Source organism: Methylomicrobium album BG8, assembly GCF_000214275.2.
Lineage (GTDB): Bacteria > Pseudomonadota > Gammaproteobacteria > Methylococcales > Methylomonadaceae > Methylomicrobium > Methylomicrobium agile.
The window spans coordinates 2,932,021-2,950,711 of record NZ_CM001475.1 but is presented as its reverse complement, the minus strand read 5'-3'; the positions used below and the strand labels follow the sequence as shown (position 1 = coordinate 2,950,711).

The following is an 18,691-nucleotide window of genomic DNA, read 5'->3' as shown; positions in this document are numbered from 1 at the left end:
TGAATGCCTTGATTTTGCTGGGTTGCAGCAGCTTTTAAAGCCGCACTTTACACCCGCCATGCTGCTGATGGCTCTGCCGAGAGACGTTGCCAATCGACACCGGCGGCCAACCACTGCCACTGGGCCGGACTGAGCGCAAAGACCGGATCAGAGGCCTTGGGCCAAACAAAACTGCCGCGATGCAAACGGCGCTGGCACAGCCACACGCCATTGCCGTCCCACAGCAACAGACGCAAGCGGTTGCCGGCCCGGTTGCGGAAGATGAAGGCCGACCCGGCACCCGGCGAATGCCCCAGGCTGTGCTGGACGATCGCGGTTAAGCCATCCAGGCCGCGCCGCATGTCAACCGGCGCCACCGCCACCCAGATCTGCGCCGGACTCGCGATCAAGCCAGGCATCGTAACAGTTCCGCTACCCAACTCGCCGGTGTTGAAGCCGGCAATTCCAGGCGATGGCCTTGGCGACACTGCAACACCAGACGCTCGATGGAGGGGGCGGCGTTTTCAACGCGGACCGGGATTAAGGCCAAGGGTGAGGCGCCTCGACCCTTGCGGTAATCCGATAGCCGTGCGGCAAAGGTACGACTGTTAAGGCTGTGTTGCCGGCAATAAACAGACTGCTTTAAACCACTGCTTTGCCAGGCTTCGATATGATCGAGCCATCGTTTCGATAATGCCATGATTCATCCTCACCAAAAATAATAAGGATGAACTGTCCGGTATTGCTTGAACAGATGGGACGGCTAGACGCTTACAGCCGACCGCTGGAGCGTAGCGGAAGCGGGTCGGCTTGAGCGCCATGTTATGCATTGATGTACTCATATACGCCAAACTCCCAATATCTCTTGCCCGGATTTAGTGGCCCTCGCCACCCGCTGGACAATAACTCGTTTGCAAGAAAACGGTTAATCATGCCATGACCAACAAAAGTTACTGAGCCATGCTCATGGGCAAAATCTTTAAGCTTTTCGGCGGCGCCGGTTGCCCTAAGTTTGCCGGATTTTAAGGACTCGCTATTGCGGGAAAAACCCGCAAACCAAAGCAGCCTGAACAGTGTGGCCCAGATGGTTGGCGAGAGCTTTGGAAAATTCCAGTCTACATAAGGCAAACCCATTTCCCTAAATATGGGGTCTATGTAATTAACCGTCGTAACTCCCAACGCTTTTGCTGACTCAATCGATCTTGGTAGATCGCTACATACAACGGTAGAGCAATCAGAAACAACCTCACATACTTCTTTGGGTGGCAGGTTTTCTTTTTTTATTCCCGCAGAGTTATAGAATTTAATCCATTGCTGGAATTCGCTGGCTTTCACGTTCCTCCAAAACGGAAGATCAGGCTCGCCATGTCTAACAAGAATAATTTTCACAGGCTTCTCCATTTGAAGCATAACGTTTGAGCTCAGGCCGCGGCCCGTCAGGGCCGTCGCGCCTGCAGCGAATGGTTAGCGGTCACGGCGCCCAAACAAATTCCACCCTGACACCGCTCGGCTCATAGACCATGCAATGCTTCGCGGGGCCTCCGCGAAGCAGTTCTGGAGCGAACTCAACGACTACGCCCGGATAGTGGGCCACACGGTCAAACACAGCCACTAATGCGGCCTCGTCTGGAACCCTGATCGCTACGTGATGTAGCCCTACCTGACCCCTTCGGTCGAAAGGCCGGCTGCCGGGAGATGTCTGCCACAGGGTGACAAACGCCGATCCGTTGCTAACGAACTTCGCAGGATAGTCTGGCATCTCCCGAACCACCGACCATCCCAGGCAATCGGTGAAGAAGCGCGTCGTCGCTTCGAGGTTTGAGACTGCGAGGCCAAGGTGGTGTATTCCTAGCGTATCCATCACTGCCCCCTGCTTCGCCTGATGGTGACCTGCTCCCCACCAATACCCCAGTTATCGGTCTCAACCTCGTCAATGACTACAACGGTCGTGGCGGGGTTCTTTCCAAGAACCCTCTGAAGAAGATCCGTCACACCAGCAATGAGCTCCGCTTTCTGGTCAGCTGAAGCACCTTCCTTGGTGATTTTTATATTTACGTATGGCATTAGATCTCTCCTGACGGCTAACGTTACGGTAAGGGGCGCGCCGCTTAATGATCTTAAACGAAGCCGCCGAACCTTGATAAAAAATAGAACTTCAAAACCGCCAATGGGCGGCGCGTCCCTTTGACCGATTTGTTAGGCCGAATCATACACCCAACGTTAAGCTGTCGCCGTAACAACCTTTATGTTGTTTTGCAAAACCTGCCCCATTTTTTGTTATGAAATGGTGGTTCCGCCGCATTTTGAGCAATACCATGAACGCTGCCATGCATTAAGATTTACGCGGTAATTCTGGATGGATTTATTGCCGCCCAAAAACTTTCTCCACGCAAATGCCCCGCCAAACATTAAGCCGAACATAACTACCACGAAAACGATAAGACCAAGCCAGAAACTACCCCACGATACGCCGGCGCTTAGGCCAAAATACCCACCAATAATCATTCCGGGAAAGGCGGCCAGATACACCACGAAAGATTCAGGGTCAGAGGGTGGGGAGCAACGCTTAGCAAGCTCCGTTTTCAAGGTGCGGGTTCCTTTGACTTTTTGCTTTCCAAACGGAGAAAAAGGTTTCGTATTCCACACGGGCTTGGATGAGGCTGAAATACTTTCAACTGATGTGCCTTCATCGCAAACAACGCTGAAGCGTTTGATATTTTCCGAGCCGCAATGTTTGCAGAGCATATTTGTTCTCCTTCGCAGTCACACTGCCTAACGCCATGCTCAGCTGCCATTTGACGCGGTGCTTTTTTTGGGGATAATAGCGAAGCGACCCCAAAAAAAGTACCGCGGCAAATGGTCAGCCGGAGCTATTTGTTAGGCATTTTTCTTAAATCCCTGAGTATCTGACTTTGGCCAGTTTTCAGGAAAATTAACCCATTTATGTTTTGATCTATTCCATGCAGCCGCTACAGGCTCGGGGAAATTTGGATCTTCAAAGCACCCTACGGCCACCCCAACTGCATTTGGCATAAATTCAGCTTCCCAATGCACAGTAGTACCACAATTAGAGCAAAATGAACGATTGAGTTTTCTTCCTTCGTTGCTTGTGTCAACGAACAACTTGGGATCACCAACTTTTGATACTATTTGATCGTTTCCAAAATACGCTCCTACTCCAAAAACGGAGCCTGTTCGCTTTTGGCAATTTAAACAACTGCACGCAACCACCATTTTCGGATCGCCAGCAAGCTCTATATGTATTTCACCGCACGAACACTTTGCTTTTCTATTCATTGTTGCCTCTTACATAGAATTTCTTGACGTAACATTTAATGCCTAACGTTCGCCATAACCGGCGAGCAAAAACGGCGCCATGCGCCGCTTTTGCGAGTCCACGTTGATGGCGTTGTTAGCGAGCATTTTTTGTTCCGGACTCTACCAAAGCGACCATTGCTTCTGACTCTGGAAGGCCACTTGCCCTTAGACCTGAGATTACGCTCGCTTGATTTTGTGTCGGTTGGTTCTGGCTGACTTTCCATTTACCAAGCAATTTAGTGATAACCATTTCTACCCCAACTATCGCCGCCATGATTTTTTCGATGTAATCTGGTGGTGCGTCGGAGACTGCCCACCGTTCAGGGAACGATGCTTCATTATGGTCGGTAAGAGCGTTGAGTTGGGCCCGCAACCACGACGCATTGTCTACGATGCGAAGAACGCCATACGCATGCACGACCGCATAATTCCAAGTAGGTACAACCTTTCCCGTTTCTTTCTTCGTGGTGTACCACGAAGGAGTGATGTAGGAGTCTGGACCGTGGAAGATAGCTAACGCTTCAATGCCTTCGGCAATTTCGCCCAATAGTGGATTCGCTCGGGCAATATGGCCCTGGAGCGTACCGCTGGGTGCCGGTGACTCCGACAAATACAGTGGGATGTGATTTGCGTTTAGCCCATCAGAAGAATGTGTAATCAGCGTAGCTAACGGATACGCGTGGATAAGCTCATGCATAACCTCGACTCTCGATTCTTCAAATTGCTTGGGGATATACATGGATCTTTTGCTCGCTAACGTCTGAATTCACCGGCCTGCGCGGCTTTTCGCGCAGGTCCGGTGGAATGATGGGTTAGGCTGATAGCCCAAAGCGCGAAAGTCGGCGCTGGCGAAACGGCGATCAAGCATTTGTTTTCCTTTCTGTGCTGCGCAAAAGTTGGATACGGCGACCAAGATGCCAATGCTCACTGCGGCATCAGCGCGAACACACCCCAGCCCAAGTATTCACGCGTGTAAGTGGCGTAACGTTCGGGTTCGGAGGTCAGTTGGGCGCGAACCTCTTTCGCTAACTCGTCGTCGGGATTGGCTTCAAGCCATCGGCGCATGGTGAGCCATTTGGCCGCCTCGTATCTATCCCAGCCGTCTTGGTCAGCCAGAACCATTTCAACGACGTCGTAGCCAAGGCGGCCAAAAGACGCGAGAAGTTCTGGAAGCATGAGAAAGTCGGAGATTGTGTTGGCAAGACACCCCTTGGCGACATCTTCCGTTAGCGGTAACTGCCGCCAGTAAGGCTCGCCGATGAGGATGATCCCACCGGTGCGTAGGCTGCGCGTCAGAAGGTCGATCGTGCCGGCGACGCCCCCGCCGATCCAAGTGGCGCCGACACAGGCTGCCACGTCGGCCTTCTCGTCAGAGACGTAGCCTGTCGCATCGCCATGGATGAAGCTGACTTGATCGGCGACGCCAAGTTCTTCGGCACGGCGTTTTGCTTGCTCGGTGAACAACTGGCTCATGTCGATGCCAGTGCCGACGATGCCGTGATCGCGTGCCCAAGTACACAGCATCTCCCCCGAACCGCTGCCGAGGTCGAGCATTCGGCACCCCGATTCCAGACGCAGCGCCGCGCCAAGAGTGGCGAATTTTTCGGGCGTAATCGGGTTGTGGATGCGGTGAGCACTCTCAGTGATGTTGAATATCCGTGGGATGTCCATTGTGGTAAACCTTCTTACGGGTGGAATAGATTCGGTCAGAGCCTAACGTAGAGCTAAGGGGCGCGTCTTCACGGAAGACAAGCAAAGCCACCGAAGCCGGAAAAAATACAAACCTCCAAAACCGCCACGAAAAGGCGCGTCCCGCTTGAGCGCCATGTTAGGCTCAAGCGCTTACTACTTGCACTAATAGACGTACCCAAATGCAAGAAAGAACTAAGGTGCCGACCAAAAAAGCCAGCCTTCTCAGCTTTAAGATATTATTGGTTGTATGAATGTAAGCGTGAACATAACGAGCACCAACAAAAGCCCATGCAAAGGTAATATATAAGCCATCGACCTTATGACCAGCATACAGAACTAAGCACACGACATAAAACAAAACGGGTAATTCAAATAGATTCGTATAGTGGTTGCTGACTTTGGCTAGATAGTCAGGTAACTTTGCCCCTTTATTCAACAGGAAATACCCAGGATTGAGGTTATCTTCTTTCACTGCTTTAAAACGGAGCTTCAACATCCAAAGTCCAACACCCAATGTAAGCAGGAACATTGCAAACAACGGTATAAGTATCAAATCTTGGTTCATCGTTTTAAATTTCCGGTATACTGCCTAACGCAAAGGTAAGGGGCGCGCCGTGGACAAGCCTTAAACGAAGCCGCCGAACCCGATTCAAACACAAACCTGCAAAACCGCCCGCGGACGGCGCGTCCCTTTGACCGCCGGGTTAGACCGATTGTAAGACAACCCCAGGGCGAAGCCAAGGAAAAAACGAATGCCTGCGCAAGCAGAAAGTCCTTGTTATCTGGAAAGCCCCGCTACGGCTTGCGTCGCGCCATTGTTAAAGCTAATGGCCTAAAAGTGGCTTGTGCATGGGGGACCCGCCGAGACCTTAAAGACGCCGGCGTGACGCAAACGGATCAGGCCGAACGGATAAGAAATGCCGTGGTAAGCGGGACGACCTTTCCGTTCCCGGAAGGAGCAACTCAAGTCCTTTGATTTTGCCGCCGTCTAACGTAGAGCTAACCGGGCGCGGCCCAGGAGACTGAAAAATGAATGAACTTTGCTTCCGCGCTCCGGTTGAGCGCCGAGTTAGGCTGTGAGGATGTAAAAATGAAACGAACGATTAACCAGTGGACGAACTGCAATCCGGCAGAAATGGTAAAAATGAGCGAAGCGGCGATTATGTACGCGCTCCAGGACGCGCGCGCTGACATCATGATGCTGCCTAACGCAGAGCTAACCGGACCGCAACAGCGCGAGGAAAACTATGAAAATTGAACAAAACTCGCCCGCTGTTGCGGGTCCGGTTGAGCGCCGGGTTAGGTGTGCTGCGCTATATGTGGAAACTGACGGTGTTTATTTCGGAGTGCCTGGCGTTGAGCCGTGGGACGAGCGGCTAGACGCCAGGCGCTACAGCGGGCCGCTGCCGGTGGTGGCGCATCCGCCCTGCCAGCGATGGGGCCGGTATTCGCACGGTGCGCCGAACAAGCCGAACCAGTACCGCATGGGCGAAGACGGAGGATGCTTTGCCGCGGCGCTTACGGCAGTGCGTAATTACGGAGGTGTGTTGGAGCACCCGGCGCACAGCAAAGCTTGGCGTTGGCACGGACTCGCCACGCCGCCGGGCTTCGGCGGATGGGTGAAGGCGGACGAGTTCGGAGGATGGACGTGCCACGTTGAGCAAGGGCATTACGGCCACATGAGCCGCAAGGCGACCTGGCTCTATGCGGTGGGAACCGCCCTGCCGGCGCTTATTTGGGGTCCGAGCGAACAGAGGTTACACCCGATTGCATTGGAGCGCTATGGATACGAAAAGGCTCGGCGGATTGGAATGATGGCGATGGTTGGCGGAAAGGACAAGACAAAGATTCGTAACGCGACTCCGCCCGAGTTCAGAGACTTGCTACTGCGAATTGCGGCCAGCGCTCACCAGACACCTAACGTAGAGCTAAGCCGACCGCTGGAGCGTAGCGGAAGCGGGTCGGCTTGAGTGGCATGTTAGGCATTATGGATAGTAGCGTGCCGTGGCGCACAAGCGTACGCCAATACTCCGAGAACTCGTGAGCACTGTTGCTTTGATAATAGTTGGATTATTTAAAGTAACGCTAAATCTGTCCGGTGCGCCTAGAGCATTCCATTGGCAAGACCCATCATTGTCTCTAGCGCACTGTACAGAAGGGCTGCCACTGAATACCCAGCGTTCATTGGGTGTTGTGACTTCTAAGTTTGATGGTTTAAAACACCATTTACGATCCGCGATACAACTGCATCCTTCACCGCATGATACGTTGTGCAATTCAGTAGTGGTTACAGTAGCACCGCAAATTAGTTTTTCCTCGGTATAAGGCCCCTTGTAATCAAGTTGAGAGGATACGGCAGGAGTTTCTACGCCATTAGCAACGACGCTAAAAAGAACAGTTGCAAGAGAAACGGCAGTTATTTTATTCATGGTTTGTCTCCGAGTTGTGTTTTTTCTAGCCGGGTACGAAGCAATGGGTTGCCTAACGTTAAGCTAAGGGGCGGGCGCGATAGCGACCGTCCCGCTTGAGCGCAATGTTAGGTATCTTTCGCACAATGTTTACCTTTAGCTTTATGATGACTTAGTGACAGAATAATCTTTGATTATCACACCCGAATTGCTATTACCCACAATTGTCGCATTAACCCACACGTTCTTTCCAAGTAATCTTCTAATATGTCCGCGTCTTAAATGAACTCTTGGTGAAGCATGTGTTCTGCCTGACGTTTTGCTTGATATACTTTCATTTGGAAGCGTTAATATTTTGTATTCAAAAAAAGGCAATTTTCCTTTTGCTAATCGTTTTTTATTGAGTGCTTTGGCTGGTTGTACCGTTTCTGTTACTACGTTTTTGCAAGATAGAATTTCAAGGAGCCCCAAAATAGCTCTGCTTTCATCATGTGTATCTTGTGCTGTAACAGCCATAATATAATCGGTGCCTTCAACGCTTTGAAGTTCTCTTACATATTCAGGCATTAGAACTATTGGATGTTCTTCCAAAGGTACTTGCTGCATTCCCTTGGGCAAGGTATTACCATAAATTTTCTTAGTTTGGTCTTCTAGATCTGGCCGGGGATCAATTTTTCGTGATGGAATAACGACACCTAAAGGGGGAATTGTCCATTGTTGCTGCCCATCTAAATAAAAAACTGGAATGATTGCAATTGAACCATCAAGGGTTAAAAGATCAAATTTTTCTTTTGGTAGCATCCATGAAAACTCTTCGAAATTATCCGTATTGATTTCTATTGCAAGTGCTATTCTTTTTGAGCTCGCCATAACCTCTTCACCACGTTTAGATAGTGGTTGGTGTTCTAATCTAGCATTACGAACAATTTGGAATTCAGCCGCAATAACAGGATAAGGCAAGCGAAAAATAGCAGGTAAAGCACGAAAACCATCTTCAAAAAGGTCTCCATTATCGGGCAACTGGAATTTAACTGCTTGCTCCAATAAAGATGCTACTTTAGAAAAACTCTGCGAATCTATTCTTGCTCCATACGATTTTGCTTTCAGCAACAAGTCGTCAATTGCTTTAGATGAATAATTTAATTGATTCAACTAGCTCTCCATTTTTAGTGATGCCTAACGCTGGACATAACCGGCGACTGCGAAGCAGGCGTCCGGGTTGCTGGACTTGTTAGGTGCGTTGTTCATATACCTGACCGTTGACTTGCTCGCTTAAGATTCTCCGCCGATACAGAACCATGGCAACAAAGATTACGCAAGCAATGCCAACCGCTGCCGGGAACAACACCGTGGTTAAAGAATGATGCTCCAAGGCCAGAATTACCAAAAGGTTGCGGACGGCTGCTAAGGAGTAAAACCCCATACGTTCATGGTGAGGCCGGACGTACGCAGACCGAAACGTGGGTCCAAAACCAGCGAGATCAGCGCCTGTAAGGATGATCACCGCCCACAAAGGATTGGATGTGAAGTACCAGCACGGTAAAGCCGCCAGCGCGACCGCCAGAAATACCCAATCAGACTTTGTGATGCTCCGATCAATACGTTTTACGTAGGCGAGGACGGCCACAAAAGCGGTGATGACTCCAGACACGCCAATGGCCCAAGCACCTGTGCCGCCGCCGCCCGCGAGCTGGGCAAGGAAAACCACGAAGGTGCCCAAGGCCCAAATAAACCAGGAGAACACATGCGGTTTGGTTCGACCCTGCAGGATTGACCGGATATACGGTACGAAGGTAAGCGTCTAGCCGTCCCATCTGTTCAAGCAATACCGGACAGTTCATCCTTATTATTTTTGGTGAGGATGAATCATGGCATTATCGAAACGATGGCTCGATCATATCGAAGCCTGGCAAAGCAGTGGTTTAAAGCAGTCTGTTTATTGCCGGCAACACAGCCTTAACAGTCGTACCTTTGCCGCACGGCTATCGGATTACCGCAAGGGTCGAGGCGCCTCACCCTTGGCCTTAATCCCGGTCCGCGTTGAAAACGCCGCCCCCTCCATCGAGCGTCTGGTGTTGCAGTGTCGCCAAGGCCATCGCCTGGAATTGCCGGCTTCAACACCGGCGAGTTGGGTAGCGGAACTGTTACGATGCCTGGCTTGATCGCGAGTCCGGCGCAGATCTGGGTGGCGGTGGCGCCGGTTGACATGCGGCGCGGCCTGGATGGCTTAACCGCGATCGTCCAGCACAGCCTGGGGCATTCGCCGGGTGCCGGGTCGGCCTTCATCTTCCGCAACCGGGCCGGCAACCGCTTGCGTCTGTTGCTGTGGGACGGCAATGGCGTGTGGCTGTGCCAGCGCCGTTTGCATCGCGGCAGTTTTGTTTGGCCCAAGGCCTCTGATCCGGTCTTTGCGCTCAGTCCGGCCCAGTGGCAGTGGTTGGCCGCCGGTGTCGATTGGCAACGTCTCTCGGCAGAGCCATCAGCAGCATGGCGGGTGTAAAGTGCGGCTTTAAAAGCTGCTGCAACCCAGCAAAATCAAGGCATTCAGGGGGTTTCTGCGGTATAATGACAGCCATGAACCCCCTCGCCAAACTCGATCAGTTGCACTTGGAACCTTCGGCTAAAACCGAAGTGGCGGCGCTGCTTCAAGCGCTGATTGAACAGGCTGAGCGGGATGCCAAAGCCATTCAGAGCAAAGACATTAAAATCGCCGCGCTGACGCACGAGTTGGCCTATTACAAACGCATTCGTTTCAGCCCCAAGAGCGAAGCCTTGGCCCCCTTGCAGCGGGATGTGTTCGAGGAAACCTGGAACACGGATATTTCGGCGATTGAAGCCGAAGTTGAGCAACTGCAAGATGCCAGCCTTTGTGCAACGGTGGTTCGCCCCAAACGCCTGCGCGCCGGCCGGCAACCGTTACCGTCTCACTTGCCCCGCATCGAACACCGGCACGAACCGGAATCCTGCACTTGCGGGCACTGCGGCCGGGAGTTGGTCAAGATCGGCGAAGATGTGACCGAGCAACTGGATGTCGAGCCGGCCAAGTTCTTCGTCCATCGCCATATCCGTCCGCAGTACGCCTGCCGGAGCTGCGAGACCGTCACGGCGGCGCCGATTCCGCCGGCGGTGATCGATGGCGGTCTGGCCGCGGTTGGCTTGTTGAGCTGGGTGATGATCAGCAAATTCCAGGATCATTTGCCGCTCTACCGCTTGGAACAAATCGCCGCCCGCGACGGCGTGACCTTATCCCGTTCCACCCTGGCCGACTGGGTCGGACGTCTCGGCGTCGCCTTGCAGCCTTTGTCCGACCGTTTGGCCTGGCAGCTGTTGCAACGCGATAGTTTACATGCGGATGAGACGCCGGTCCCCCAGCTGGATCCCGGCAACGGCAAAACGAAAAAGGCCTATTTGTGGGCCTACCGCAGCAACGACCTGCAGCCGGGCCCCAAGATCCTCGTCTTCGACTATCAAGCCGGCCGCAGCGGCCGGCATGCCGGGCAGTTTCTAGGCGATTGGCAAGGCCACCTCGTGGTCGACGACTATGCCGGCTATAAAGCCCTGTTTGCGGCGGCCCGTGCGCATCCCGAGGATCAACGCCTGATCGAACCGTGCATCGAACTGGCGTGTTGGGCGCATGCGCGCCGGAAGTTCTTCGACCTGTTACAGGCCAGTCAGAGCCCGATCGCCCAAGAAGCCTTGAACCGGATCGCGGTGCTCTATGCGATCGAAGCCGAAGGTCGTGACCTAACGCCCGCTGAGCGTCAAGCCTTGCGCGCCCAGAAAAGCCTGCCGGCACTGGCCGATCTACACGACTGGCTGCAACGCACCCGCATTCAAACCGCGCCCAACAGCGCCACGGCCAAAGCGATTGATTACAGCTTGAAACGTTGGATCGCTCTCAGCCGTTATGCCGAAACCGGTGATCTGCCGATTGATAACAACCCGATTGAAAACAGTATCCGACCGATCGCTTTGGGTAAAAAGAACTGGCTCTTTGCAGGATCAGAACGTGCCGGAAAACGAGCGGCCGTGATCCAAACGCTGCTCGGCACTGCCAAGCTCAACGGCCTCGATCCTTCGGCCTGGCTAAAAGATACCCTCGAAAAACTGCCTACCTGGCCTAACAGTCGTATCGACGAATTACTGCCTCTCCGCTCAATAGACTAAACCAGAGTGCCGACAGACTGGCTATGTGGTACGGCTGCTCGCTTACGTACGAAGATGACGAAGGTCAGAACTATCGCACCCCCGCTGAAGAGTTCCTTGTACACGCTCATAAGTGCCTAACGTAAAGGTAAGGGGCGCGCCGCTGAAGGAAGCTAAACGAAGCCATTGAACCCGATAAAAAGGAAGCCTTCAAAACCGCCAACGGACGGCGCGTCCCTTTGACCGTTGTGTTAGGCAATTACTATCTCCAAATTGTCAATCAAATGTAAGCGTCTAGCCGTCCCATCTGTTCAAGCAATACCGGACAGTTCATCCTTATTATTTTTGGTGAGGATGAATCATGGCATTATCGAAACGATGGCTCGATCATATCGAAGCCTGGCAAAGCAGTGGTTTAAAGCAGTCTGTTTATTGCCGGCAACACAGCCTTAACAGTCGTACCTTTGCCGCACGGCTATCGGATTACCGCAAGGGTCGAGGCGCCTCACCCTTGGCCTTAATCCCGGTCCGCGTTGAAAACGCCGCCCCCTCCATCGAGCGTCTGGTGTTGCAGTGTCGCCAAGGCCATCGCCTGGAATTGCCGGCTTCAACACCGGCGAGTTGGGTAGCGGAACTGTTACGATGCCTGGCTTGATCGCGAGTCCGGCGCAGATCTGGGTGGCGGTGGCGCCGGTTGACATGCGGCGCGGCCTGGATGGCTTAACCGCGATCGTCCAGCACAGCCTGGGGCATTCGCCGGGTGCCGGGTCGGCCTTCATCTTCCGCAACCGGGCCGGCAACCGCTTGCGTCTGTTGCTGTGGGACGGCAATGGCGTGTGGCTGTGCCAGCGCCGTTTGCATCGCGGCAGTTTTGTTTGGCCCAAGGCCTCTGATCCGGTCTTTGCGCTCAGTCCGGCCCAGTGGCAGTGGTTGGCCGCCGGTGTCGATTGGCAACGTCTCTCGGCAGAGCCATCAGCAGCATGGCGGGTGTAAAGTGCGGCTTTAAAAGCTGCTGCAACCCAGCAAAATCAAGGCATTCAGGGGGTTTCTGCGGTATAATGACAGCCATGAACCCCCTCGCCAAACTCGATCAGTTGCACTTGGAACCTTCGGCTAAAACCGAAGTGGCGGCGCTGCTTCAAGCGCTGATTGAACAGGCTGAGCGGGATGCCAAAGCCATTCAGAGCAAAGACATTAAAATCGCCGCGCTGACGCACGAGTTGGCCTATTACAAACGCATTCGTTTCAGCCCCAAGAGCGAAGCCTTGGCCCCCTTGCAGCGGGATGTGTTCGAGGAAACCTGGAACACGGATATTTCGGCGATTGAAGCCGAAGTTGAGCAACTGCAAGATGCCAGCCTTTGTGCAACGGTGGTTCGCCCCAAACGCCTGCGCGCCGGCCGGCAACCGTTACCGTCTCACTTGCCCCGCATCGAACACCGGCACGAACCGGAATCCTGCACTTGCGGGCACTGCGGCCGGGAGTTGGTCAAGATCGGCGAAGATGTGACCGAGCAACTGGATGTCGAGCCGGCCAAGTTCTTCGTCCATCGCCATATCCGTCCGCAGTACGCCTGCCGGAGCTGCGAGACCGTCACGGCGGCGCCGATTCCGCCGGCGGTGATCGATGGCGGTCTGGCCGCGGTTGGCTTGTTGAGCTGGGTGATGATCAGCAAATTCCAGGATCATTTGCCGCTCTACCGCTTGGAACAAATCGCCGCCCGCGACGGCGTGACCTTATCCCGTTCCACCCTGGCCGACTGGGTCGGACGTCTCGGCGTCGCCTTGCAGCCTTTGTCCGACCGTTTGGCCTGGCAGCTGTTGCAACGCGATAGTTTACATGCGGATGAGACGCCGGTCCCCCAGCTGGATCCCGGCAACGGCAAAACGAAAAAGGCCTATTTGTGGGCCTACCGCAGCAACGACCTGCAGCCGGGCCCCAAGATCCTCGTCTTCGACTATCAAGCCGGCCGCAGCGGCCGGCATGCCGGGCAGTTTCTAGGCGATTGGCAAGGCCACCTCGTGGTCGACGACTATGCCGGCTATAAAGCCCTGTTTGCGGCGGCCCGTGCGCATCCCGAGGATCAACGCCTGATCGAACCGTGCATCGAACTGGCGTGTTGGGCGCATGCGCGCCGGAAGTTCTTCGACCTGTTACAGGCCAGTCAGAGCCCGATCGCCCAAGAAGCCTTGAACCGGATCGCGGTGCTCTATGCGATCGAAGCCGAAGGTCGTGACCTAACGCCCGCTGAGCGTCAAGCCTTGCGCGCCCAGAAAAGCCTGCCGGCACTGGCCGATCTACACGACTGGCTGCAACGCACCCGCATTCAAACCGCGCCCAACAGCGCCACGGCCAAAGCGATTGATTACAGCTTGAAACGTTGGATCGCTCTCAGCCGTTATGCCGAAACCGGTGATCTGCCGATTGATAACAACCCGATTGAAAACAGTATCCGACCGATCGCTTTGGGTAAAAAGAACTGGCTCTTTGCAGGATCAGAACGTGCCGGAAAACGAGCGGCCGTGATCCAAACGCTGCTCGGCACTGCCAAGCTCAACGGCCTCGATCCTTCGGCCTGGCTAAAAGATACCCTCGAAAAACTGCCTACCTGGCCTAACAGTCGTATCGACGAATTACTGCCTCTCCGCTCAATAGACTAAACCAGAGTGCCGACAGACTGGCTATGTGGTACGGCTGCTCGCTTACAATCAAATCAGAAATAACAGCATTTTCACCAGTGCGCGATTCAAAGAAAATTTGGTTCTTATCACCGACGTTAATCTGAAACTCATCTGTCAAATTGGCTGGAGTTCTTTGTTTAATGGAGAGGGATTTAAAACGTCCGATATGAAATTTTCCACCAGAACACTCGGCAAATTCATTTTTAAGACGTTCAATCCAGCCGCTAGTATCAAAGTGATATTTAACAAGAAAAACCGTGGGAAACACCTGGTGTTCTTCGATAGGAAGAGTTGTGTGGGCTTGGCATTCCTCTCCGATCCGATAACTTATTTCAGAAGCGTTCAGTCTCTTTATGGACTCTTCTAGAGAATCCGCGGCCTTAAATGCAATACCACTGAAACCTCTGAATGCCGTACCTTCAATTCCAAATCTGACTCTAAAATTTATGAATTCGATATTGATATCACCAAAATTCACACCAATGCTGGTGTACTCATCTTTTTTCATTAAAGGCCATGCAAAAGGCAAACCTAGCCGTTCCGCTACATTATTAGCAACTTTCAAAGGGTCTCCGACTTCAATCATAAGATGATCTATTTCAAACATTCTGTATTTATCCTATTTACCTCGGTCAACGAGTGAGGCCTAACGCAGAGCTAACCGGACCGCAACAGCGCGAGGAAAACTATGAAAATTGAACAAAACTCGCCCGCTGTTGCGGGTCCGGTTGAGCGCCGGGTTAGGTGTGCTGCGCTATATGTGGAAACTGACGGTGTTTATTTCGGAGTGCCTGGCGTTGAGCCGTGGGACGAGCGGCTAGACGCCAGGCGCTACAGCGGGCCGCTGCCGGTGGTGGCGCATCCGCCCTGCCAGCGATGGGGCCGGTATTCGCACGGTGCGCCGAACAAGCCGAACCAGTACCGCATGGGCGAAGACGGAGGATGCTTTGCCGCGGCGCTTACGGCAGTGCGTAATTACGGAGGTGTGTTGGAGCACCCGGCGCACAGCAAAGCTTGGCGTTGGCACGGACTCGCCACGCCGCCGGGCTTCGGCGGATGGGTGAAGGCGGACGAGTTCGGAGGATGGACGTGCCACGTTGAGCAAGGGCATTACGGCCACATGAGCCGCAAGGCGACCTGGCTCTATGCGGTGGGAACCGCCCTGCCGGCGCTTATTTGGGGTCCGAGCGAACAGAGGTTACACCCGATTGCATTGGAGCGCTATGGATACGAAAAGGCTCGGCGGATTGGAATGATGGCGATGGTTGGCGGAAAGGACAAGACAAAGATTCGTAACGCGACTCCGCCCGAGTTCAGAGACTTGCTACTGCGAATTGCGGCCAGCGCTCACCAGACACCTAACGCAGAATTAACGCGCGCCCAGTTGGACGCTGAACGAAACCGCGATGCTTCCGGGCGTCGCGTTGAATGACGGGTTATACATGATAGTAGTACCGATTACTCTCCGTGAGGCTAATGATTTCGTGCAGAATTTCCACCGGCACAACGGGCGGACATCCAGGGACGGCGGGAAATTCGCTATTGGATGTAGCACGGGACATGAGCTTGTGGGCGTTGCGATTGTTGGAAACCCGCTATCAGCAACATTCATGGACGGGTTTACGGCGGAAGTGTTGCGAACCTGCACAAATGACAGAGCGCCCAAGGGCGCGGTCTCATTCTTGTATTCCCGGTGTTGGCGAATATGGGCCGCCATGGGAGGCCGAAGGCTTATCACCTATACGCTCGAAACCGAATCCGGGGCGAGCCTACGCGGTGCAGGCTGGAAAATTGTTGCCGAATGCCCTGCCGGGCAGATTGGTAAGAATTGGAACAAAGGAGCAAAAGCCAGGGAATGGCAACCGATTTATGGGCAGCAAAAGCTGCGATGGGAAATGAATGTATAACGCTGAACTAAGGCGCGCCGATGACGAACTCTAAACCGAGGAATAATGAAATTTACTAAAAAACGAACCTGTAATGGATGCAAGGCTTTTAGCTCAGGTATGTGCCAACTTGGCTATAAAATAGTGATAACCAGATTTTCTTTCGGAGTTGCTGTTTCGTTTGCACCTCATGAAAAATGCTACAAACCAATGACAAACAGCGATCTGTTAGTGGCAATGAAAATTGGCGTATAACGCAAAGGTAAGGGGCGCGCCGTGGACAAGCCTTAAACGAAGCCGCCGAACCCGATTCAAACACAAACCTGCAAAACCGCCCGCGGACGGCGCGTCCCTTTGACCGCCGGGTTAGACCGATTGTAAGACAACCCCAGGGCGAAGCCAAGGAAAAAACGAATGCCTGCGCAAGCAGAAAGTCCTTGTTATCTGGAAAGCCCCGCTACGGCTTGCGTCGCGCCATTGTTAAAGCTAATGGCCTAAAAGTGGCTTGTGCATGGGGGACCCGCCGAGACCTTAAAGACGCCGGCGTGACGCAAACGGATCAGGCCGAACGGATAAGAAATGCCGTGGTAAGCGGGACGACCTTTCCGTTCCCGGAAGGAGCAACTCAAGTCCTTTGATTTTGCCGCCGTCTAACCAAGTCCTTTGATTTTGCCGCCGTCTAACGCCTGAGTTAAGCCGGCCCGCCCGAGGAGAGCCGGTTTGGCGCCGAGACCGCGAAGCGGGCTCGGCTTGAACGAATTGTTATGCAGATACGCGACAGAGGAACGACATGATCTACGTGAACGAAATCGACCCGTACTGCGCGCAGTGGCTGCAAAACCTGATGGACGCTGGCGTGTTGCCGGCTGGCCACATTGACACCCGCTCAATCGAGGACGTGACGCCAAATGACCTTGCCGGATACACCCAACATCACTTTTTTGCAGGACTCGGGGGTTGGATTTACGCCCTTGACCTTGCCGGATGGCCGCGTGATAGACCCGTGTGGACTGGCTCTTGCCCTTGCCAGCCTTTCAGCGCGGCAGGTAAAGGCGCTGGGTTTGCGGACGAGCGGCATCTATGGCCCGCCTGGCAGCACCTCATCGCGCAGCGAAAGCCTGCAACGGTCTTTGGAGAGCAGGTTGAAGGCCCGGCTGCGCGTCGATGGCTCGACATCGTTTGCAGCGACTTGGAAGGTCTTGGTTACACCTTCGGGGCAGCGGTTATCCCTGCTGCGAGCGTCGGGTCTCCGCAACTCCGGCACAGGACATGGTTTGTGGCAGACGCCAACAACGCGGGACGGCAAAGGCCAGTCCGGCAAGGGCAATCGGGAGCGGCGTGGCAGGGGGGGGCGACTGCATGTGGCGAATCTCTGCGATCAGATCGTGGACATTGGCCGCCCGGACCTGGTGCGGTCCACCTCATTCCGGTGCGCACTGATGGGGTATCCAATGCGCTGGGAGGATGCAAGGCCTATGGCAACGCGATTGTCCCGCAAGTCGCGGCAGAGTTCGTCGCCGCCTTTATGAGTATTCACGACGTGCAGCGCGAATTGGCTGCTGCATAACGTGGAATTCAGCCGACGCTTGGAGCGTAGCGGAAAGCGGTCGGCTGGAATGATTGGTTAGCCTTCTTCACTTTTGTTCTTTGCGTGTTCTAGTGAAGCCCATGTCTGTGATTTTCCAGAGGAAAACGCACCTTGTGCTTTTTGTGTTATTCCCACGCTTTTTAATTCGGCTATAGCTTGCTGTTCAGTGCTACCTTCATGACGAAAAGTTATAGAGGTTGTATGTGTCCTTTGTTCAACAAGTATGCCGTCAGTGGCCAATGTGTTTGTGTCTTCGTGTTGATCGTGAGAAAAATATACCCCACTATCAAAAGTTGCTTCTTTTATACCCATTTGTCTGAGTACACAAATCATCTTTTGCGCTTGATCTGTTACTTTATTCAGGTCTAAGCCGCCAGTCTCAATATCTGAGAAGGGTACAACGGACTTATCGCTCATTCATATCTCCCATGTGTTGTGATTACGACTGATATTTGAACTAATCGACCAGAGCTGCTTTTCGCCCAAGTCCGGTGGAATTTAGGTTGGCCTTGCTAGCCGATTACTTCTTGAAAGTTACAGTCAGTGTTCCTGTTGCTATGTTTTTTGCAATTTCGTAATCAGGATTCCACGTCGCCAGATTGTGAATGCCAATTCCAATGGCGGATGCCCAACCTCCAATAACTGTTGGCGAAATCGGGATGGCCGCTGCGGCTACAGTTGCAGAACGGCCTTTTGTATACACCCGGCATGTCAGTCCTTTTGACTCAATCGTTTTTTCAAGGGTGTTTACTGCTTCGCCAAAGTTTAAGCGGGCTATGTCCTCAAGAACAAAAGACTTCCTTTCATCGATCAGGGTGCCTATCTTTTCGTCAGAAATCGATTTGACTGAATAAACTCCAATATCCATTTTTTGTTCCTCTGTTTAGGTGAGATAGTGCCATTGAATGACGGCTAACGTAAAGGTAAGGGGCGCGCCGCTCAAGGAAGCCAAGCGAAGCCACCGAACCTGATTTAACAGCAAACCTTCAAAAC

At 53.3% G+C, this 18,691-nt stretch carries 27 protein-coding genes; 11 read left to right on the top strand and 16 right to left on the bottom strand.

Features of this window, described 5'->3' with window-relative positions:
- Positions 1–47 precede the first annotated feature (47 nt).
- The 10 genes from tnpB (METAL_RS12650) to METAL_RS12620 form a co-directional block, all read right to left on the bottom strand.
- Positions 48–398 (bottom strand): IS66 family insertion sequence element accessory protein TnpB, encoded by a 351-nt coding sequence (gene tnpB / locus METAL_RS12650; RefSeq protein WP_005371080.1) that lies wholly within the window; start codon positions 396–398, stop codon positions 48–50.
- Positions 386–679, bottom strand: coding sequence for an IS66 family insertion sequence element accessory protein TnpA (gene tnpA, locus METAL_RS20980; RefSeq protein WP_005371078.1), 294 nt, complete (start codon positions 677–679; stop codon positions 386–388). The genes tnpB (METAL_RS12650) and tnpA (METAL_RS20980) overlap by 13 nt, the downstream gene beginning before the upstream one ends.
- Before the next feature lie 122 nt (positions 680–801).
- Positions 802–1,368 (bottom strand): histidine phosphatase family protein, encoded by a 567-nt coding sequence (locus METAL_RS12645; RefSeq protein ID WP_005372891.1) that lies wholly within the window; start codon positions 1,366–1,368, stop codon positions 802–804.
- An 82-nt stretch (positions 1,369–1,450) separates the two neighbouring features.
- On the bottom strand, positions 1,451–1,840 hold the full coding sequence (locus METAL_RS22155; protein WP_005372890.1) for a VOC family protein: 390 nt from the start codon (positions 1,838–1,840) through the stop codon (positions 1,451–1,453).
- Positions 1,840–2,043: a tautomerase family protein gene (locus tag METAL_RS12635; RefSeq protein WP_005372889.1), complete on the bottom strand. Its 204-nt coding sequence runs from the start codon at positions 2,041–2,043 to the stop codon at positions 1,840–1,842. The genes METAL_RS22155 and METAL_RS12635 overlap by 1 nt, the downstream gene beginning before the upstream one ends.
- Positions 2,044–2,256: 213 nt before the next feature.
- On the bottom strand, positions 2,257–2,724 hold the full coding sequence (locus METAL_RS20975; RefSeq protein WP_213069386.1) for a hypothetical protein: 468 nt from the start codon (positions 2,722–2,724) through the stop codon (positions 2,257–2,259).
- A 132-nt stretch (positions 2,725–2,856) separates the two neighbouring features.
- Positions 2,857–3,276, bottom strand: coding sequence for a GFA family protein (locus METAL_RS20970; protein WP_005372888.1), 420 nt, complete (start codon positions 3,274–3,276; stop codon positions 2,857–2,859).
- Positions 3,277–3,391: 115 nt separating this feature from the next.
- Positions 3,392–4,036 carry an FMN-binding negative transcriptional regulator gene (locus METAL_RS12630; protein WP_005372887.1) on the bottom strand — a complete coding sequence of 215 codons (645 nt, stop codon included), beginning with the start codon at positions 4,034–4,036 and terminating at the stop codon, positions 3,392–3,394.
- A 185-nt stretch (positions 4,037–4,221) separates the two neighbouring features.
- Positions 4,222–4,968, bottom strand: coding sequence for an SAM-dependent methyltransferase (locus METAL_RS12625; RefSeq protein ID WP_005372886.1), 747 nt, complete (start codon positions 4,966–4,968; stop codon positions 4,222–4,224).
- A gap of 163 nt (positions 4,969–5,131) precedes the next feature.
- Positions 5,132–5,554 carry an MAPEG family protein gene (locus METAL_RS12620; protein WP_005372885.1) on the bottom strand — a complete coding sequence of 141 codons (423 nt, stop codon included), beginning with the start codon at positions 5,552–5,554 and terminating at the stop codon, positions 5,132–5,134.
- 468 nt (positions 5,555–6,022) lie between these two features.
- Here METAL_RS12620 and METAL_RS12615 point away from each other — a divergent pair, with 468 nt between their 5' ends.
- Together METAL_RS12615 and METAL_RS12610 are read left to right on the top strand one after the other, a co-directional pair.
- Positions 6,023–6,247 (top strand): hypothetical protein, encoded by a 225-nt coding sequence (locus METAL_RS12615; protein ID WP_005372884.1) that lies wholly within the window; start codon positions 6,023–6,025, stop codon positions 6,245–6,247.
- The gene (locus METAL_RS12610; RefSeq protein ID WP_005372883.1) at positions 6,237–6,959 is read left to right on the top strand and encodes a hypothetical protein; all 723 of its coding nucleotides are present in this window, start codon (positions 6,237–6,239) and stop codon (positions 6,957–6,959) included. The genes METAL_RS12615 and METAL_RS12610 overlap by 11 nt, the downstream gene beginning before the upstream one ends.
- Positions 6,960–6,974: 15 nt before the next feature.
- On the opposite strand, the gene METAL_RS20965 is transcribed toward METAL_RS12610, so the two are convergent.
- The 3 genes from METAL_RS20965 to METAL_RS12605 all read right to left on the bottom strand — a co-directional run bounded on the left by METAL_RS20965 (position 6,975) and on the right by METAL_RS12605 (position 9,117).
- A complete protein-coding gene (locus tag METAL_RS20965; protein WP_213069385.1) occupies positions 6,975–7,418 on the bottom strand; it encodes a hypothetical protein in 444 nt (147 codons plus the stop codon).
- 141 nt (positions 7,419–7,559) lie between these two features.
- A complete protein-coding gene (locus METAL_RS20960) occupies positions 7,560–8,549 on the bottom strand; it encodes a hypothetical protein (RefSeq protein ID WP_005372882.1) in 990 nt (329 codons plus the stop codon).
- A 79-nt stretch (positions 8,550–8,628) separates the two neighbouring features.
- Positions 8,629–9,117: a hypothetical protein gene (locus METAL_RS12605; RefSeq protein ID WP_213069384.1), complete on the bottom strand. Its 489-nt coding sequence runs from the start codon at positions 9,115–9,117 to the stop codon at positions 8,629–8,631.
- Positions 9,118–9,265: 148 nt separating this feature from the next.
- Between METAL_RS12605 and tnpA (METAL_RS20955) the strand changes: the two genes are divergently transcribed.
- From tnpA (METAL_RS20955) to tnpC (METAL_RS12585), 6 genes are all read left to right on the top strand, one after another.
- Complete coding sequence (tnpA, locus tag METAL_RS20955) at positions 9,266–9,559, top strand: IS66 family insertion sequence element accessory protein TnpA (protein ID WP_005371078.1); 294 nt, start codon at positions 9,266–9,268, stop codon at positions 9,557–9,559.
- On the top strand, positions 9,547–9,897 hold the full coding sequence (gene tnpB / locus METAL_RS12600; RefSeq protein ID WP_005371080.1) for an IS66 family insertion sequence element accessory protein TnpB: 351 nt from the start codon (positions 9,547–9,549) through the stop codon (positions 9,895–9,897). The genes tnpA (METAL_RS20955) and tnpB (METAL_RS12600) overlap by 13 nt, the downstream gene beginning before the upstream one ends.
- Before the next feature lie 74 nt (positions 9,898–9,971).
- Positions 9,972–11,564: an IS66 family transposase gene (gene tnpC, locus METAL_RS12595; protein WP_005371083.1), complete on the top strand. Its 1,593-nt coding sequence runs from the start codon at positions 9,972–9,974 to the stop codon at positions 11,562–11,564.
- A gap of 340 nt (positions 11,565–11,904) precedes the next feature.
- Positions 11,905–12,198: an IS66 family insertion sequence element accessory protein TnpA gene (gene tnpA, locus METAL_RS20950; RefSeq protein ID WP_005371078.1), complete on the top strand. Its 294-nt coding sequence runs from the start codon at positions 11,905–11,907 to the stop codon at positions 12,196–12,198.
- Entirely contained in the window at positions 12,186–12,536 is a 351-nt protein-coding gene (gene tnpB / locus METAL_RS12590) for an IS66 family insertion sequence element accessory protein TnpB (protein ID WP_005371080.1), read from the top strand. Before tnpA (METAL_RS20950) ends, tnpB (METAL_RS12590) begins: the two co-directional genes overlap by 13 nt.
- A gap of 74 nt (positions 12,537–12,610) precedes the next feature.
- Positions 12,611–14,203: an IS66 family transposase gene (gene tnpC / locus METAL_RS12585; RefSeq protein ID WP_005371083.1), complete on the top strand. Its 1,593-nt coding sequence runs from the start codon at positions 12,611–12,613 to the stop codon at positions 14,201–14,203.
- Here tnpC (METAL_RS12585) and METAL_RS12580 read toward each other — a convergent pair.
- Entirely contained in the window at positions 14,157–14,831 is a 675-nt protein-coding gene (locus METAL_RS12580) for a hypothetical protein (RefSeq protein ID WP_005372879.1), read from the bottom strand. The genes tnpC (METAL_RS12585) and METAL_RS12580 overlap by 47 nt on opposite strands.
- Positions 14,832–14,912: 81 nt before the next feature.
- On the opposite strand from METAL_RS12580, the gene METAL_RS12575 reads away from it, so the two are divergent.
- The 3 genes from METAL_RS12575 to METAL_RS12565 all read left to right on the top strand — a co-directional run bounded on the left by METAL_RS12575 (position 14,913) and on the right by METAL_RS12565 (position 17,677).
- A complete protein-coding gene (locus METAL_RS12575) occupies positions 14,913–15,656 on the top strand; it encodes a hypothetical protein (protein WP_005372878.1) in 744 nt (247 codons plus the stop codon).
- Positions 15,631–16,131, top strand: a complete 501-nt coding sequence (locus METAL_RS22150) for an XF1762 family protein (protein ID WP_005372875.1) — start codon at positions 15,631–15,633, stop codon at positions 16,129–16,131. Before METAL_RS12575 ends, METAL_RS22150 begins: the two co-directional genes overlap by 26 nt.
- Positions 16,132–16,900: 769 nt before the next feature.
- Positions 16,901–17,677, top strand: a complete 777-nt coding sequence (locus METAL_RS12565) for a DNA cytosine methyltransferase (RefSeq protein ID WP_005372874.1) — start codon at positions 16,901–16,903, stop codon at positions 17,675–17,677.
- Between the two features lie 57 nt (positions 17,678–17,734).
- Here the strand turns inward: METAL_RS12565 and METAL_RS20945 are convergent, their stop codons facing one another.
- A complete protein-coding gene (locus tag METAL_RS20945; RefSeq protein WP_213069383.1) occupies positions 17,735–18,115 on the bottom strand; it encodes a hypothetical protein in 381 nt (126 codons plus the stop codon).
- A gap of 103 nt (positions 18,116–18,218) precedes the next feature.
- On the bottom strand, positions 18,219–18,566 hold the full coding sequence (locus METAL_RS12560; RefSeq protein ID WP_005372871.1) for a hypothetical protein: 348 nt from the start codon (positions 18,564–18,566) through the stop codon (positions 18,219–18,221).
- Positions 18,567–18,691: the final 125 nt, after the last annotated feature.